We start from the raw sequence: 16,989 nt of genomic DNA, 5'->3' as shown, positions 1-16,989 counted from the left end.
ATGTATTCTCACCATTTTAATAGGTTTTATAATATAAACGATTCACATTAAACGGTCGCTTGCTCCGTCTTCTGCTGCGTATACCGATTTTCCGGTACGGGCAGACCCAGATGGCCTCGTAGGGTATCCGATTCATATTCGGTACGAAACACACCGCGCTCCTGCAAGATCGGTACAACCTTATCGACAAAAATAACAAGATCCTCCGGTATAATCGGATGTACGATGAAACCATCGGCTGCACCCGTCTCGAACCAATGCTGCAACGTATCTGCTACCGTCTCGGCCGAGCCAATGAAGGGAGACCTTGGCGCCACCGCTTCGAGAGCAACCTGCCGCAACGTTTGTCCAAGCTCTTGTGCCCTGGCTTTGATTCGATCCGTGCTGCTGCGGAACGAGTTCTGACCAATATCACCAAGCTCCGGAAATGGCTCATCCAATGCATATTGATGGAAATCATGATGGTCGAAAAAGCGTCCCAGTACGTCCAGCGCTTCGGTAATCGGGATACGGCTCGCCGCATCCTGGTATCTTCTCTCCGCCTCTTCGTCGGTTTCCCCAATGATGGGAACAATGCCTACCATGATAGCCAGATCGTCTGCCGAACGTCCTTGCTCCACAGTACGCCGCTTCACATCTTCATAGAATGCTCTGGCGTCCTCGATCGAGTTCTGTCCGGTAAACACCGCATCAGCTCCCTTGGCTGCGAGCTGTTTGCCGGGTTCTGACGAACCGGCCTGAAAGACGACGGGCTGTCCCTGCTTCGTACGCGCAATATTGAGTGGTCCTGCTACCTTAAAATGCTTGCCTTCATGCTGGATACGATGCAGCTTCGCAGCATCAAAAAAGACGCCCGTCTCCTTGTTTCGTACAAAAGCATCATCCTCCCAGGAATCCCACAAACCACGCACAACCTCCAAAAACTCCTCTGCAATCTCGTAACGATCCCCATGAGACGGGTGATTCTCTTTACTATAATTCGCTGCGGAACCTTCCAACGGCGATGTAACGAGATTCCAGCCTCCGCGTCCTTTACTGATATGATCCAGAGATGCAAATTGACGGGCCGCGTTAAAGGGTTCGCTGTACGTGCTTGATAATGTGCCAACCAGCCCGATCCGAGTGGTGACCACCGCAAGCGCAGACAGGATGGTAAGCGGCTCGAAGCGATTTAGAAAATGAGGGATGGATTTCTCCGTAATAAACAGCCCATCGGCAATAAACACCAGATCGAATTTGCCACGTTCCGCGGTCTGGGCCTGCTGTGTGTAAAATTCCAGATTAACGCTGGCATCCACCGGCACACTGGGATGACGCCAACTGGACATCGTACCGCCTACGCCCAAAATAATACTGCCTAGTTTAAGCTGTTTTGCTTTGCTCATAATCAACCTCCCACATAGATCCATTATTGAAGCAATAGGGTGTCGGCCAGCTGCAAGCGATAGCTTTTGACCAGCGTGTTTCCCCCTGTCATAAACTCTTTATCCAACGCTCGTTCAAACCCCAGACGCTCATAAAGACGAATCGCCGCCCCCATCATGTCCGAGGTGTGAAGGTACAACGTGTCCGCACCTCGTTCACTCGCCAGTCTGACACTGGCCCGAATAAGCTCTGTCGCCACACCTCTGCCTCGAGCTTTGCCAGTTACGCCCAGCAGACGAATAATCGGGGAATGGATGCCTAGCTCTGCATTGCCGTATGCGGTCTCGGATGAGGCATACACAAATACGCTGCCGACGATTTCTCCATCCAGTTCTGCGACAAGCTTGGCAATCGTTGACGATTTCCGGGTCGCTTCTGCAATGCCTGCTTTATAGGCAACCCATACATCCTGAGGAAGCTCCTGTTCATATTGACTGTATGCTTCATACAGGACGGCCTCCAGCAAATGGCCTTCTTCGGCAGCTGCTTCCCTGATGATCAGTTCCCGGCTGTCCGTACCCGAATTCGGATGTTGGCTGGCCGTTGATTGCGCCTCCGTGTTTCCCATTACTGCACCTGCTTTTCAGCTGCTGCTTGCTTGATTCTGCGAATCTGGTTGAGATGGTTCTGCACATGAGCGACAAAACCCGGAATGATCACAGCTAGAGATACCGTCTCGCCTTTGAAGTTAATGCCGGTTTTCTCCCATTCTTCGTCGCTCAGCCGCTTCAGTAGTCCTGAGTTGTACTGAACCAGACCATTGGCAATCGTAATCAGCTGAGAGATCTGCTCCTCATTTGCTTTTTGTCCGGCAATCCACGCGTCCTGGTTAAAACCAGGCAGCGTCGCCTGTGATCCCGCTAATATTTCCCGGATGCGAAAGGAAACGACGATACTGTGGTCCACCAGATGTGCCAGCACTTCAGTAACACTCCAGGAGGATGGAGAAGACTTCCACTTCAACTGTTGCTCGGTCAGACCCGCAATCTCCTGTTCAATCTCTTCATAAGCGTGTACATATGCCGATATAATTGATTCTGTCTTCACTGTTGTGTTCCCCATGATTACCGCTCTCCGATCCATATGAGTTTAACTAAAATACTACTTTTGAGAATTTCTGTACTTACACCAGTTCCCCTGTAAAGGCTTCTTTTAGCAATTGGAACGAGCGGCTTCGTTGATCAAAATCAGGAATAATGGTTGTGAACACAAAGCTGTTTACGCCATATTCCTCCGACAGCTCAAGCAGCCGCTTCCGCACCGATTCTTTAGTGCCACGTGTAATGTCCGCTTCGCGCTCAACCGCCGTATACGTTTCTCCCGCTTGCCTTGCGAATTCCGCTGCCTGCTCCAGTGTCTGCACATTCACGGTTTTGCCACTCGCCAGCGTTACACGCACGCTTTTGTGCTGTCCCGCCAATGCATTAGCCTCTTCTTCCGTATCTGCTGCAATGACCGACAAGGCTAGAATAGCTTCGGGCTCTCCACCTTGCTCAGCGTTAAACTGCGTGCGATACGTATCCAGCGCAGCGCGTGCCGTTTCGGGATCATTGTTGATAAACAGCGCGAACGCATAAGGAAGCCCCTGCTTTGCTGCCAGTTCCGCACTGGAAACACTCGTGCCCAGCATATAAATACCTGCCGGCTGCCCTGGTAACGGATGAGCTGTCAGTCCTGGCTGCGCATGGGTTTCACTTGCCGGAGCTTTCAGGAAGTTTTTCAGTTCTACCAGTTTGTCATCCAACGTTTCCGGTTCTGCAATTCCCTTTTGCAGCGCCTTCGTGGAACGAGGCAAGCCGCCTGGGGCACGCCCGATCCCCAGTTCAACCCGTCCCGGAGCCAGTGTCGCAAGCACATTGAAGTTTTCAGCCACCTTATAGGGGCTATAATGCTGGAGCATGACACCCCCGGAACCGATCCGGATCTTTTGGGTCTGTGCCAGCAAATACGAAACGAGCACTTCCGGCGATGATCCCGCCACACCTTCAGAGTCATGATGCTCCGCCACCCAAAACCGATCATATCCAAGCGATTCCCCAAGCTTCGCCAGTTTCACGGTATTATTCAACGACTCTGCAGCTGACTGGCCGGGAAACACAATACTTTGATCCAAAATCCCCAATGTAAATGACATACATCTTCCCCCTCAGATGTTCCTTATATGGAATAGGCAGTATCCGGTGTAATCCGTTTCAGAAACTGCTTCGTACGTTCTTCCTTCGGATAGCGGAACAGCTGCTTCGGCTCTCCTTCTTCCACAATGACCCCACCATCCATAAACACAACATGGTTCGCCACTTCTTGGGCAAAACCCATTTCATGAGTAACGATGATCATCGTTATGCCTTCCTCTGCAATCTGGCGAATAACCGCCAGCACCTCGCCTACAAGTTCCGGGTCCAGCGCCGAGGTCGGCTCGTCAAACAAAATGACCTCCGGATTCATCGCCAGTGCCCGTGCAATGCCGACGCGCTGCTGCTGTCCACCTGAAAGCTGACTAGGGTATGAATCGAGCTTGTTTCCGAGTCCCACCTTCTCCAGCAAGGCGGCACTCTGCGCCCGCGCTTCTTCCTTGGCCACTTTGCGTACAGCAACAAGTCCTTCCATCACATTTTGCAACGCTGTTTTATGACGGAACAGATTGTATTGCTGAAACACCATTGCTGATTTTTGGCGTAAGGCATGGATGTCCTTTTTAGTGTGCTTCCCATAATCCAAGGTAAAATCACCGAGTGTGATATGCCCGGAATCTGGTTTTTCCAAATAGTTAATGCAGCGCAGAAGCGTTGTTTTGCCTGATCCACTGGGTCCCAGAATCGCAACCACCTCTCCGCGCGCCACATTCAGATTAATTCCTGACAGCACCTTGTTGTCTCCGAAGCTTTTGTGTATTTGCTTTAGTTCAATCATGACACGCCTCCCCGGTTGTACACCCTGAACCGCTTCTCTGCCAATGCGGTCAGTTTCTCAATAATGATGGTCAGACCCCAGAAAATAAGGGCTGCCGCCACGTAAGCCTCAAAAAATTTCCAGTTAGTTGATGCGACAATCTGAGCCTTGGCGTTAATCTCGACCACCGATACCGCAAAGGCCAGTGTAGATCCATGCAACATGCCAATCAGCATGTTAGAAATGTTGGGTAGACTGGCTGCAAAAGCCTGCGGCAGCACAATTCTGCGCAGCGCCTTTGTCGCTGTCATGCCCAGAGAATATGCGGCTTCAATCTGCCCGCGATCCACCGAGAGCAAGCCGGATCTGACAATCTCTGACGCATAAGCACCCGCGGTAATCGAGAATGACAGGTAAGCAAAGCCGATCAATGGAATGGACGATGAGTTGAACCCAAGTCCGAGTGATGAAGACACGCTGTCAATGATCATCGGCAGACCGAAATAGATCAGAAGCAGATGTGTAATCATGGGTGTACCGCGAATAAACGTAACATAGGCAGTCGCCAGCTGGCTTAGGACAGGAACCCGAAACTGACGGAGAAGTGCAACCACAGTGCCGATGATAAAACCGAGAACCACCGAGACAACGGTGATGGCCAGTGTAATCGGGATGACACCGAGAAGCTGCACGAAAGCGGTCCATACAAAGGAAAGATCAAAGCTCATATCGGAGCAAACCCCCTCTTCTGCACTCTCCGCTCAAGCACACTGAACACCCTCTCCAGCACAAAACTCAAAACAAAATAAATGAGCGCCAGCGAGATATACGCTTCAATAAAATGACGAGAGATCGTTGCCAGTGTAGACGACTTGCCCGTCATCTCCATGACACCCACACTGAAAGCGAGGGATGTATCCTTCAGGCTGCTAATCACCATGTTGGTGAATATAGGCAATGCCGTCACATAGGCCTGCGGCAATACAATCCGGAAGAAAGCTTGTGGACCAGACATGCCCAAGGCATAAGCAGCTTCTACCTGCCCCCGATCCACGGAAGCAACTGAAGCCCGAATCATCTCCACCATAAACGCTCCGCTATGGAGCGAGTAAGTCATAATAACAAAATAGATTGCAGGTGCGCGGTCGGCATTAATACCGAACAAACCCAAAATTTCCGGCACACCGTAATAGAACAAGAACAGCTGAATCAAGATCGGTGTACCGCGAAAAAAAGACACATACAGCTTAGACAGCTGTTTCAGCACCGGAATATTGTACATCTGCGGCACTGCCGCGATGGAACTGATGATTAGACCAAGCACCATTGCACTAACTACAATTAGAAGCGTAGTACTGATGGTGGGTAGGAGCTTTATAAAGTAGTCAATGACATAACTGAATTCGAATGGTGTACCCATCGCTGCGACCTGCCTTTCATCTACGTGTTATTTAGTTTCCGATTCCGTAGCGTCAAAGCCAAGCCACTGCTCACTAAGTTTCTTCAATGTACCATCTGCCTTGATTTCCTTCAGCGCTTCATCGATGCGGTCAGCGAGTTTCTGCTCTTCAGGATCATCCTTGCGGAACATAAACAGGGTGTCGGATTCACTGAGTGGTGGACCAACCAGTTTCAGATCGCCGCTCGGATCAACGAGTGGAAGCGTAAAGTCAGCCGCTACAAACGCTGCAACCCGTCCAGCCTTGAGCTGTGAGATAGAATCGTTAGCCACACCGCTTGAATACACAATATCAAGTGCATTGTTGTGCTCTTTGTTGTAGTTTTCCAGCAAAATGGCCTGGGCACTGGTTGCTGTCGTTAATACTTTTTTGCCTTTCAGATCATCGATGGAATGAATGGTATTGTCATCTTTGAGAACAGCGATTTTGTTTTTCCAGTGTGAATACGCTTCTTTATTGAATAAATATTTCTCTTCGCGCTCCGGGTTTTTCTCCATTTGATGCGCAACCATATCAATCTTGTTCGTTTCGAGGCTCAGCAGCAAATTGGTGAACTCCATCGTCTGCAGATCAAACTCGTAATCATCAAGCCGTTTATCAATTTCTCTGACGAGTTCTACATCATATCCCGTCAGCTTGTTATTTTCGTCAATAAAAGCTACATTCGGAAATTGTGTGCCTGTTCCCACAATAATCTTGGTTGCTTCTTTCCCTCCATCAGCTCCTGATGCTGTCTTTGTGTCTCCCCCGGTGCTGCATCCTGTCAGCGCCAATACGATTGCAGTTGTAAGTGTTAGAACAGACCATTTTTTCATGTTTTTCTCCCCCGTTGTGTTTACCATTTTTTTAAACCATTAATTCTTACAAGTTAACTAGGAATTAATTGATATAAAAATAGCATTCTAACAGGAATATCGTCAACGGGTTTACTTATAGAACAATTCTATATATAAATAAAATATTAAATGGGTGGGATTACTCCACACCTTAGCAGTACCGAGAATACCCACTCGCAATAAGATAGACGACTTCTACGCTAAACCTGAACATTACCGTTATCTAACAATTCTCTACGGGAAATAAGCAAAAAACCTAACGAAATCTCGTTAGGTTGAGGCATCATAATCAGCATAATGATAAAATCCAGTTAGTGGCTCTTCTACTTTACTTATCTCCTACTTCACTTACCTTCTACTTAACTTCTTAAATGCTGAGTACTCCTTCTCGGAGTTCATATAACTTAATATTTTTTCCGCACATGCAGCCGAACTCAGTTCTTCCGTGTTCACTTCCAGATCATACTCATCATAGGCGTAGACATAGTCGAATTGAGAATGAGCAAGTCCAGTTGCGCGATTTTCCCTACTCTGTTCTCTTCGGGTAAGTTCCTCTTTGGAGCAATGCAGACTTGGTGAACCACTTGTTCCCTTCTTTAAAGTTAGTATAGATATACATTGGTATACAGTTCTTTATACAGATCATCTTTAGAAAACTTCTCAAGATTTTCTCTACTAATTTCAGTGGTTGTATACATATTCTCCTTCTCCTGATAAGTATACGAAAATTGCAATTTAGAAACCGGATAAGCAGATAGAAAATGTACACCAACTTCAGAACATTTTTCAGCAAAATCTTCCTTTGATAATTTTATGTTCTCTTCCCAACCAATATGAACAACCAGTACTAGATCTCCGTTGCTGTTGGGGACATATTGGATATTTTCTTTGCCAAACTCACTATAATAGGTCTTTTCATCAATAGATTGATGAAGAACGTGGACTTTAGCCGTAGGAAGAGTTTCTCTAACCTTAGTATTAAATTGCTCTTCTGCATCAGCTAATAACGCCCAGAACAAAAAGTCATCATCTCTTATATCCTCAAACATGTTTAAATCAACATAGAACTTAATTTTTTGTTTTTTATTTTCGGTATATACTGGGACTTTATACCATCCATCTGAGATGTCATTAAAAAAATTTTGACTGGGCCAACCAACTCTCATATTTTTATCAACATATTTCTTTTCGATGTAAACTACTGCTTGTTGTCGAGCTACACTATAAAAAATAAGGTGAATCAACATTATTAGTGTAATAATAGAACCTATTAAACCAAATATCTTTTTTATTTTGACCACTACTTTCGTCAGCTTCTTATAACGTAGGGGTATTCATGACTTTAGACGTAGTCGGATGTGTCCGACTGCCACTACCTCCCCTAAATTCCTATACCGGACCGAGGTCGTTATGCCCAATGCGTGAATATTATGTATGTGAAGCCTTTGCCTTCCGTGATACGCCTACACTCTTTATAACTCCCTTAGAATTCCTTCTTCAACGAATCCCCCCCATTTCCTGCGTATGAGCAAATATACGAATTCGCTTAATGTTCCCATATATATTATTAGACGAAGAGAGGGCTAATCCTCCAGCGCCGACAGGTTTTCTTAAAGGCTTAAGAGGCCGAACAACTCCTGAATCTCCTTATTTTGGTAAGTAAAAAGGCAGCTTCTGCTTTACACATCGCTGCCTTTTTGCTTATTAACTTTTTTCTAACGGACCTATCCGTCGTTATCTACATAAAAATTGTAGTCCCAGATTTAAATTATTTTCGGAAATGATATATGTTCCTGCGCCACTTACGCCCCACACCTCACATTTAACCAAATTCAGCATCACATCAGGTCCCTCCTAACCTCCCTGGGGTTTCGCATCGCTAGTGCTTCATTCATAGAAATGATTGTTCAACCTTTTATACCGCTAAATGTAATGCCGCTAATAAACGTCTTTTGAAGAAAAAAGAACAAAACAATAATAGGTAATGTCATCAAGGTGGATACCGCCATTAATAGACCCCATTCGGATCCCTTTTGACTCTGAAATTGCTGCAATCCAAGCGAAACCGTGTAAGATGGTTCATTGGTTAAATAAAGCAAGGGGCCCATGAAATCAGTCCAGCTCCCCATAAATTGAAACAATGCCACGGCTAATACGGCGGATTTGGCTAGTGGAAACATGATCTGTAAATATATGCGGAACTCACTAGCGCCGTCTAAGCGGCCCGCTTCGCGCAAGGCATCAGGCAGTCCCATGAAAAACTGCCGCAATAGAAAAATGTAAATGGGCACTCCAAAAAATTGGGGTACAATTAGTGGAAGAGGTGTCCCTACCCAACCTAATTTAGTAAACAACAGGAATAGAGGAATCATGGTCACCTGTCCGGGGATCATCATAACAGCAAGGGTAACAAAGAAAAGTAAACCTCTCCCACGGTACTCTAACTTGGCAAAACTATAGGCAACCAAGGGACAGGATATGATCACACCAAGCGTACTAACGATAGTTATAATCGCCGTGTTTTTCAGATATGTCCAGAAAGGGATATACTCAACAGCACGGGAATAATTACTCCACAGAATTGGACGCGGAATCCACTCTGGTGGGAATGTAAAGATTTGTGTGAGTGGTTTAAGAGAAGTCGAAAGCAGCCAAATGAACGGAATCATGAAAAATGCAGAAGCAACAATTAGACATACATAGGCTAACGCACGATTGATTCTTTTGATAGCGGTAGGATTCATCCCTTGCTTCCTCCTCCTTATTTTCCCTGATAATGAACCCAGCGTTTAGACGTAATAAAAATAATTCCAGTTAATGCCATAACGATAATAAATAAGATCCAGGCCATTGCGGAGGCATAACCCATTTTGAAATACCTGAAGCCGTTCTCATATAAATACATGACGTAGAAAGTCATGGAATTTGCAGGAGTTCCTTGCCCTTTGGTCAACGTATAGGGAAGAGTAAACTGTTGGAATGCACCAATCATTCCCATGACAAGGTTGTAGAAAATAACGGGCGTAAGCAAAGGCAGGGTTACCTTTCTCGTTTTCTGAAACCAGTTAGCTCCATCGATTTGCGCCGCTTCATAGTACTCCTCAGGGATGTCTCCTAATCCAGCAAGGTAGATAACGACAGCTTGCCCAATACCCCAAAGCGACATCAGAATGAGAGAGGGCTTGGACCACGACTCACCACCAAGCCAAGCGGGCCCATCGATACCGATATTCGCTAACATCCCGTTCACCAATCCGAAGTTTGGATGTAACAGCCACATCCACAGAACAGCCAGAGCCACTTGTGGCACGAGAGTAGGTAAGAAAAAGATCGTTCTGAATACAGCCATACCCTTAACCTTCATATTCAACATCATAGCGAGTGCCACACCGAAAAATATACTTAATGGAACAAAAAATACCGTAAAATAAATCGTGTTGTATATGGATTTCCAAAATAGAGGATCATGAAAAAGCTCTTTATAATTATTCATTCCGACAAATTCACCAGGCTGCAGAATGCTGTAAGTAGTGAAGCTGAAGTAGATGGACATTAGCATTGGAATTGCATAAAAGCATAGCAGCCCTATAGCCCAAGGTGAAGCAAACAGCCACCCAATCGCGTTAGTTCTGTGGAGTGCTCGTTTACTTGCCGATGGAATTGCTTTTACCTGAACTGGATCGGCCAGTTTTGCCATGTACATTCTCCTTCCAAGTGTCATTCATGAATAGGCAAGGAGAGAAAGTTCGCTCCCTGCCTACCGAGCACTCTATTTGTCGTATTTTTCTAGAGCCTTATTAACCGTCTCTGTTACTCTATCCAGGTTCTCTTTCGGAGTACCGTTACCGCGGGTAGCCTTTTCCGTAGCGGAAGCTAACTCATTCCACAGCAGTTGTCCTTCAGGAATAACCGGGCGGTTATGTGAATTGGGCAAAATATTAATAAATTCCTTCATAATCGGATCGTCCTTGTAACCGTATTTGTCGTTTACCGAATCAATAACGGAAATTTGAGAATCAGCGTTTAATAACGTTTGCCCTTCTTCTTTCCCTAAGAATTCGAGGAATTCCCAAGCAGCAGCGACGTTCTTGGCGCCTTTAGGGATAATAGCGGACCCGCCTCCCGACCATGTCGTAAAATTAGTACCTGTTGGGGTCGGTATGGGTGCAACACCGTAGTTTAAATCCGGCTTAAACTTTTCGATACCCTTCACCGTAAAGTTTCCACTTATCTTCATGCTAACTTGACCGGAAATGAACGGATCCATTTCCTCCGTACCCGCTGCGCTTGTGAATCCGGCAATATCCTCGACATTGTACTTTTTACCGAAGTCGGTCATCCATTGTAATGCTTCCACGACTTTAGGATCATTTGCGGTAATTTTGCCGGTGGCAGCATCCTGGAACTCTCCTCCAAATGCCCATCCCCAAGTATACAGCCAGCCTTGCGAATACCATGGGATGAACCCGATCCGTTTGAAACGTTTACCTTCCTTGATGGTTAACTTATCGGCGGCCGCTTCAAGCTCGGCGATCGTTTGTGGTGGTTTGTTGGGATCCAACCCTACTTCCTTGAAATGATCCTTATTGTAAAATAGCAGGCGAGAGTCCGTATCCATCGGCATTGCATAAAGCTTTCCTTGATAACTGGACTCCTCCCATGCAAATGGATAATACATTTCCTTACGAATTCCGGATTCTGCTGCCATCGAGGATAAGTCAGTCAGAGAACCTTGCGCTGCCCAAGTACCGACCTTAAAACGGTCGAAAAGTGCAACGTCAGGAGGATTGCCGCCTGCAACTGCAGTCAGCAGCTTCTGATCGGAACCCTCGTTGGATTCTGTATAAACCAAATTCATTTTGATCGTAGGGTTTTTCTCTTCAAATGCCTTCACGACTTTATTCATATTATCTAAATCAATTGATGTGAGACCATGCCACATCGTAACCGTTGTAATCCCCTCTCCGGCCTGATCGCTAGATCCTCCCTTCGTTGAACAAGCCGTTACAAGTAGTAACATAACCAGAAAGCAAACAAGAATTGGAAATGCGAATTTTTTGGATCTCCTCATTCAAAGTCCCCCTTAAGTTAAATGAATTCGTTTAACTCGGATTCCTATAAGATCCACTTCATTTTCTGATCATCCCTTATGTAAGCGCTAACAAATCTGGTGAAATGAACTATAAAAATCAGAAAATGATGAACACCGTGAATTTGTTATAGGAGCCCACTAGTTATACTAAGTATATTAATATGACATCATAAAACATGTCAATTGCAATATTACGACATCACTATTCATGATGTATGGCTATAATTTAGATATAGAGACCGACGTTTCAAGGGTTGGTTAATCTCCGGTCCCCTAACCAATTCCCTGATGTGAAACATGCTTTACCATAAGAAAAGCGCCTATCCACATGCTTCATAGAAGACAGGCCGCGTCTAAAAGAGGTTTTTCTTGCGATATCTGGTCAGGAAGTTCCCTGCTTCGAAGCTTATATTTTTGATATCAAAAAAAGTGCCGATAAGCCCCTCGGGACTTCTCGACACTCTGAACAATTGCTTTGGTTTAGCTGCACTTGTATAAACCCTACCCGTTATTTTTCACGATCATACGATGTTTGATAATGTTCAGCTCGGGAACTACTGTTCCATGCAATTGAGAGATTAACATATCCACTGCTAATTCACCCATCTGCTTCTCGTCCTGCTTAATATGAGTGAAGATGGGTTGACCCAGGTGATCGTTCAGGGAGTCGAAACAAACGATCTCGTATTCCTCCAGAGATTTCCCCATCGAGTGGATGACTTGAGCCAGCATGGTAGCTATTAGAAATTCCGATGCGACAAACGCCTTTACATCAGGGTGTTGTTTCAAAAAATGCTTTACTGTTTCTTTATCACTTTCAATCGCTGTTCCGTTTATGTTCTTGGGAAGGGTGCCCTTCAAGTTCGTCAATACATAATCTTTGTTCAAATTCATTCCTTCTTGGGTGAAGGCAAACGTATATCCGAGCAGCCTTTCCTCCAATGTTGAAGTGTTCTCTTCCGGCGGAGATAAAAAGGCGATTTTTTTATGACCTTTGCTAATCAGATGACGTGTAAGATCCATGGCTGCTTTCTTATTGTCTGTGTAAACCGAACAAACCGGAATTCCTTTTAGATATCTATCGGCCAAAACAATTGGAAACCGATCTAATACAAGTCGAAGCAGTTCAGAATTATAGTGTTGACCATGAATGGGGGTCACGATTAATCCTTTAATGCCTAAACCAATAAATAAGTCGATCGCACGTTTTTCCTCATCCCGATCCCCGCAAGTTCGCTTGATAATGAGTTGATAATTATGCTCAGCACTCCGCTTTTCCATCGATCTAAGAAGTTCCAGGCCAAACTCGTCAGAAAAATTCGGTATAATAAACCCGATCACCCGCTTATCGTCCTCAGGAACCAAAGTTGTTCTTACCTCTGAATAATGCTTCGGTTCTTGTCCTCCAATGATACCATCGGCCACATATGAACCTTTTCCTTGTATTCGATTAATAACCCCAGAATCTGCCAATTTCTCCAGAGCCTTTTTAGATGTAATACGACTGACGCCAAATTGTTCAGCCAACTCTTTTTCAGAAGAGACCCGGTCACCTTCTTTTAAACGACCTTCTTTAATCTCTTGTACAATATAGCTATATATCTGCTCGTATAAATGCAATTCCACAAAACCACCCTGACATCATAATATTAATATACTAAGTATATTACACAAGAAGTAATTCGCAAAGTTACTGGGTGGGTTTGTGGTGTTCCTTGAAGAAGGTCGAGTGCCTCCTAGAGGCTTGATTCCCTGATTTCTGCTAACGTTACTGTGTCGACCCGACGTATGTCGCATAGCCGACGAAGGGCGTATGCCCACAAAATGAATTTTATGTTAGAAGATGTGATGCCACTTCTTCTTCGAACTCTCCACCTACAATTAGTTATGGATTTGAGATTTGATTTTAGAAATTTGCTTATCTATTAAGTTATAGATTTTTTCGATTTCATCTTTTTTTATCTTGTTTTTTACCAATTCATTTTTAATTTCCTGTTGAAGGTCAATTAATGCTTCAAGTTTCAATGTTATAAACCAGCCTGTCCATTCTGTAACTAGGCTATCGTCAAAGCATTCGCCATCGGTATAAAAAAACATACTATAATAACCTATTCTATTATTTTTGTAGTAAATGTCTAACGTAGATATAACCCTCTGAGAATAGTAACTGTCTACGATCTGATAATCAGGATGAAAAATAGTTTTATACTCTATTGTATCTATTGAAGGCTTAATATCTTCCAGATTCAATTCATCAAAAAACAAACTAACTTCTTCTGGGCATTCTTTCAAGTAATTATTGAATGCTACCCAAAAACCTTCTAAAGTTCTATCCATAATTTTATATGTACCGATCCAGCTTTGAAGCTCAATATTATTCAATTAGATCACCCATTCTTTAATTACCTACTAGCAGGCCCAAGGCCAAACGGACCACAGCGCGAATATAATGCGAATTACCCGTCTTCAGTCAATCCAAATATTCTTTAAATCCCTTATAAATATACTGGGATCATCTTCATCTACATACATAAATCCTTCATCTTTTAGAATTTGACTCTGAATTAAGTCATTGATTATTCTATCTGTTACTTCTTTATAGTGTTCTATGTCTTGCGGAGATTCTTCTAGGTCTGAAAGAAATGTAATAGTATCGCCTACGTTATTTATTAAGTACCAGGTAGTAATCGCGGAAGCGACTGGATTCCCAACGATTTCCCTTAGTTTTGAAGCCGGTAGGTGACAGTAATTAATAACTTCTTTCTTTGATAAGTTTATTAATTGATATGTAGTACCCATACCTATCAGATCCTCCTTATATCGCATTTAGGGTATTTCACATAACATTCCCGCATTCACGACGTTCCACCACCCTAAGGAAGAAGTGACTGGACGCGATGCGGTTGGGTGGTGGGATGTGTCTGGTGATTCCGCTCCCCCGAAATGTCTCTTCCGGACTAAGGGCCGCTTGCGGCCCTTAGCGTTGAATGCGATGTTAGGCAATGCTGCTCTTGGCTTCTTCGAGTTCTCTACATAAATCTCTTATTGTATGTCTTTAGATCAATCAAATCCTTAAAATATTCTTTAAATTTATTACCTAATCCATCATCTTCAGTTAAGAATAATGTTAATGTGCTATCCCAACAAACAACCTCAATATCCGCTAATGGATGTTGTATTTTGGGTTCTGATACCCAGAAATTTGGATTTCCATCCGCATATGGTTCAATGATAAGTTCTTCTATATTGATATCTATATTTTTGCGGAATCCTGAAAACACACCCCAAACAAACTGAATACTGTTACCATATATTATCCTTGTTAGTTCTTCCCCACTAATCCAAATTGGATCTTTATCAAGCTTATCAGATGGGGAGGTTGATTCTTCATAAATTGTTAGATTATCAGGAAGACTTGTATTAGCTGCACTTCTTATAGCATTTGTATAATGTTCAAGATTAGTTATTAACCAGTTATATTCCAATTGGCATCCATCTAAAGCATTAAATACTCTTCTCATGTCAGTATGTATTGGCATTTGATTTGATCTTTCAAGAATAAAGCTATTCATAAATAATACTCCTTTGGATGTTCTCAATTAAATGTACTGTCAATTATGATTTTCCGAGAGTTTCGCCTAACGTTCCTGTATTCACGACGTCCGACGTAGTCGGATGTGTCTGCTGAAATACCTCTTGGAAGTTCATCCAGCAGACCAAGGCTCCATTAGGAGCCGCAGCTTGAATATTATGTTATAGGATGTCAGTGCCTTCTTCGAAACACTTTTACATTCAGGCATTTTTATATTAGTCATAATTCCATACAAGTTGTCCCTTTCTAATCTTTGCTGCATATATTATTTGTCCGGTGTGATAATGCATTTCTCTAATCATTGCTATCATTAGATTAAGAACCGTTGTCTCATTGTTTACCTGGCTATATGTGAGAGGTGGACGATTGATAAACGGTTGTGATAACAACAATTCAGGGTTTGATTTAAGGTGTTCGAGATAGAGAATGATTATATCAAATGCTTCTTTTATCATGTTATAAACTTGCTCTTTAGAATATTGGAGTCCACGTTCAAACTCCTTGTCTCTGTCCCTAGTGTCTGGAATGTCATAAAAGATTGTTTCTATTCTGGAATGGACACAACCTCGAATATGAGCAACTAAATTAGTAATACTATTACTTTCAGAGTTAGGCACCCATGTTAAATCTTCCTCTGACAATTGTCCAATCGCTTGGAGAGTCCATTTCCTCTCCGAGTTAAACTTAATCAACATACTTTCGATTACTTCATCTGCAATTTCCATGAGCGAGCCTCCCAACTAGTTATCTTGATAACCAATATTAATAGTTACTCAATCTCTATGTATTATCGGATATTTGTTTTTTCACTGATTTCCTATAACATCTTATTTATGTACTTCGTAAATACCACAGATCCTCTCTGATATGTGAACTACGTATATGATAACCGATGCTGTGGTATTTGCGAAGAAGAATTTGGTGGAAAAGGTAGATTTATAGGAGTATTCAACCTCCAAGATCCAAACGATCCAGCGGGCTCTGAATACGCTGAATATTTTTCGTACTAACATGCGTATATCGCTGAGTTGTTCGTGCACTCGTATGACCAAGGAACTCCTGAATATAACGCAGGTCTGTTCCGTTTTCCAACAAATGAGTAGCGAAAGGGTGCCTCAATACATGAATACTAACCTTTCTCACAATGCCTATTCTTTGTCCAGCTTCTTCAAAAACCTTCTGCACACTCCGCTCCGTAAGATGTCGATCAGAAGTTTGCCCTGGAAAGAGCCAACGACTTGGCCTATATTCAGTGATGTATTTTTGCACCATATCCCACGCTAGACTCGATAGAATCGTTCTCCGATCCTTTTGCCCCTTCCCCTGTCTCACTGATGAGTGCTTGCCTTTCAATATCCAGATCGCTGCACTGTAGACGAACAACTTCACTTACACGAAGTCCAGAAGAATAGGTTAGAAACAAAATGGCCTTATGTTTAGAGTTGGTTACGGATTTAAGCAATTGAATGACTTCCTTTTCGGACAATACTTGCGGCAGCTTAGTTTGCTTCTTTGAACGAATATACTGGATCTCCGTAGGGTGATAGAGTACATGCTTGCAATAGAAACGGATAGCGCTAATGGTCTGATTCACGCTTGAATGGGAAATGCCCCGCTCAAATAAGCCCAAACAATACGTCTGAACTTTGGAAGTAGTCACCTCATTATCTTTAAGGGGAGAGCTACTCAGAAAAA

General features: G+C 43.8%; 19 protein-coding genes and 1 pseudogene. All 20 read right to left on the bottom strand.

The window, feature by feature from the left end; all coding sequences use genetic code 11:
- Positions 1-47: 47 nt before the first annotated feature.
- The 20 genes and pseudogenes from NKT06_RS07800 to NKT06_RS07705 all read right to left on the bottom strand — a co-directional run bounded on the left by NKT06_RS07800 (position 48) and on the right by NKT06_RS07705 (position 16,954).
- Positions 48-1,385 (bottom strand): LLM class flavin-dependent oxidoreductase, encoded by a 1,338-nt coding sequence (locus NKT06_RS07800; protein ID WP_253432182.1) that lies wholly within the window; start codon positions 1,383-1,385, stop codon positions 48-50.
- Positions 1,386-1,408: 23 nt separating this feature from the next.
- The gene (locus tag NKT06_RS07795) at positions 1,409-1,993 is read right to left on the bottom strand and encodes a GNAT family N-acetyltransferase (RefSeq protein ID WP_253432179.1); all 585 of its coding nucleotides are present in this window, start codon (positions 1,991-1,993) and stop codon (positions 1,409-1,411) included.
- Positions 1,993-2,487 carry a DinB family protein gene (locus NKT06_RS07790; RefSeq protein WP_253432176.1) on the bottom strand — a complete coding sequence of 165 codons (495 nt, stop codon included), beginning with the start codon at positions 2,485-2,487 and terminating at the stop codon, positions 1,993-1,995. The genes NKT06_RS07795 and NKT06_RS07790 overlap by 1 nt, the downstream gene beginning before the upstream one ends.
- Positions 2,488-2,548: 61 nt before the next feature.
- Positions 2,549-3,559: an LLM class flavin-dependent oxidoreductase gene (locus NKT06_RS07785; protein ID WP_253432173.1), complete on the bottom strand. Its 1,011-nt coding sequence runs from the start codon at positions 3,557-3,559 to the stop codon at positions 2,549-2,551.
- 23 nt (positions 3,560-3,582) lie between these two features.
- On the bottom strand, positions 3,583-4,335 hold the full coding sequence (locus NKT06_RS07780; protein ID WP_253432170.1) for an amino acid ABC transporter ATP-binding protein: 753 nt from the start codon (positions 4,333-4,335) through the stop codon (positions 3,583-3,585).
- The gene (locus NKT06_RS07775) at positions 4,332-5,042 is read right to left on the bottom strand and encodes an amino acid ABC transporter permease (protein ID WP_253432167.1); all 711 of its coding nucleotides are present in this window, start codon (positions 5,040-5,042) and stop codon (positions 4,332-4,334) included. The genes NKT06_RS07780 and NKT06_RS07775 overlap by 4 nt, the downstream gene beginning before the upstream one ends.
- Positions 5,039-5,734 carry an amino acid ABC transporter permease gene (locus NKT06_RS07770; RefSeq protein WP_253432164.1) on the bottom strand — a complete coding sequence of 232 codons (696 nt, stop codon included), beginning with the start codon at positions 5,732-5,734 and terminating at the stop codon, positions 5,039-5,041. The genes NKT06_RS07775 and NKT06_RS07770 overlap by 4 nt, the downstream gene beginning before the upstream one ends.
- Before the next feature lie 27 nt (positions 5,735-5,761).
- Positions 5,762-6,589, bottom strand: a complete 828-nt coding sequence (locus tag NKT06_RS07765; protein WP_253432161.1) for a transporter substrate-binding domain-containing protein — start codon at positions 6,587-6,589, stop codon at positions 5,762-5,764.
- Positions 6,590-6,958: 369 nt separating this feature from the next.
- A pseudogene (locus NKT06_RS07760) lies at positions 6,959-7,174 on the bottom strand (phosphotransferase-like protein); the annotation flags it as partial.
- Between the two features lie 38 nt (positions 7,175-7,212).
- Positions 7,213-7,911 carry a hypothetical protein gene (locus tag NKT06_RS07755; RefSeq protein WP_253432157.1) on the bottom strand — a complete coding sequence of 233 codons (699 nt, stop codon included), beginning with the start codon at positions 7,909-7,911 and terminating at the stop codon, positions 7,213-7,215.
- Between the two features lie 606 nt (positions 7,912-8,517).
- Positions 8,518-9,354 (bottom strand): carbohydrate ABC transporter permease, encoded by an 837-nt coding sequence (locus NKT06_RS07750; RefSeq protein WP_253432153.1) that lies wholly within the window; start codon positions 9,352-9,354, stop codon positions 8,518-8,520.
- 17 nt (positions 9,355-9,371) lie between these two features.
- Complete coding sequence (locus NKT06_RS07745) at positions 9,372-10,307, bottom strand: carbohydrate ABC transporter permease (protein ID WP_253432150.1); 936 nt, start codon at positions 10,305-10,307, stop codon at positions 9,372-9,374.
- A gap of 72 nt (positions 10,308-10,379) precedes the next feature.
- Positions 10,380-11,681: an ABC transporter substrate-binding protein gene (locus NKT06_RS07740; protein ID WP_239304629.1), complete on the bottom strand. Its 1,302-nt coding sequence runs from the start codon at positions 11,679-11,681 to the stop codon at positions 10,380-10,382.
- Positions 11,682-12,203: 522 nt separating this feature from the next.
- Positions 12,204-13,328, bottom strand: a complete 1,125-nt coding sequence (locus NKT06_RS07735) for a GntR family transcriptional regulator (protein ID WP_253432147.1) — start codon at positions 13,326-13,328, stop codon at positions 12,204-12,206.
- A gap of 255 nt (positions 13,329-13,583) precedes the next feature.
- A complete protein-coding gene (locus NKT06_RS07730; protein ID WP_210107466.1) occupies positions 13,584-14,084 on the bottom strand; it encodes a hypothetical protein in 501 nt (166 codons plus the stop codon).
- Between the two features lie 84 nt (positions 14,085-14,168).
- Positions 14,169-14,501, bottom strand: coding sequence for a hypothetical protein (locus NKT06_RS07725; protein WP_253432143.1), 333 nt, complete (start codon positions 14,499-14,501; stop codon positions 14,169-14,171).
- Between the two features lie 230 nt (positions 14,502-14,731).
- Positions 14,732-15,274: a hypothetical protein gene (locus NKT06_RS07720; RefSeq protein ID WP_253432140.1), complete on the bottom strand. Its 543-nt coding sequence runs from the start codon at positions 15,272-15,274 to the stop codon at positions 14,732-14,734.
- Between the two features lie 235 nt (positions 15,275-15,509).
- Entirely contained in the window at positions 15,510-16,019 is a 510-nt protein-coding gene (locus NKT06_RS07715) for a DinB family protein (RefSeq protein ID WP_253432137.1), read from the bottom strand.
- A gap of 223 nt (positions 16,020-16,242) precedes the next feature.
- The gene (locus tag NKT06_RS07710) at positions 16,243-16,626 is read right to left on the bottom strand and encodes a tyrosine-type recombinase/integrase (RefSeq protein ID WP_253442438.1); all 384 of its coding nucleotides are present in this window, start codon (positions 16,624-16,626) and stop codon (positions 16,243-16,245) included.
- Entirely contained in the window at positions 16,544-16,954 is a 411-nt protein-coding gene (locus NKT06_RS07705) for a tyrosine-type recombinase/integrase (protein WP_253432134.1), read from the bottom strand. Before NKT06_RS07705 ends, NKT06_RS07710 begins: the two co-directional genes overlap by 83 nt.
- Between the last annotated feature and the right edge of the window lie 35 nt (positions 16,955-16,989).

The organism is Paenibacillus sp. 1781tsa1 (assembly GCF_024159265.1).
Lineage (GTDB): Bacteria > Bacillota > Bacilli > Paenibacillales > Paenibacillaceae > Paenibacillus.
The sequence above is the reverse complement of the archived record's forward strand: the minus strand, read 5'-3'. Positions and strand labels throughout refer to the sequence as shown.